The sequence below is a fragment of the Candidatus Thiosymbion oneisti genome, from assembly GCF_900092655.1.
Lineage (GTDB): Bacteria > Pseudomonadota > Gammaproteobacteria > Chromatiales > Chromatiaceae > Thiosymbion > Thiosymbion oneisti.
The window spans coordinates 1-235 of record NZ_FLUY01001651.1; the positions used below are offsets into that span (position 1 = coordinate 1).

General features: G+C 65.1%; 1 protein-coding gene. It reads left to right on the plus strand.

What is annotated here, in order from left to right; all coding sequences use genetic code 11:
• Positions 1-10: 10 nt before the first annotated feature.
• On the plus strand, positions 11-235 hold a 225-nt coding region (locus BQ17_RS22915; RefSeq protein WP_218068335.1), incomplete at its 3' end, for a hypothetical protein.

The following is a 235-nucleotide window of genomic DNA, read 5'->3' on the forward strand; positions in this document are numbered from 1 at the left end:
TAGGCTCTTTATGGATTCCGGACTGCTTTGGAGTGCGCCGGCAAAGCGGCGCGACCGCATCGAACCTCAGCGACGGGAGATACCAGCGGCGCTTGCCGAGAACCTGGGCAGCGGGGTCCACGCGCGCCGCAGCGACGGCGCTTTCCCCTGGCTGCAACACCTTGCTGGATACGTCGCTAAATCCAAAGCGGCGGCGGGTTTGCACTGTACCTGCCGGCACCCCCGGTTACACCAG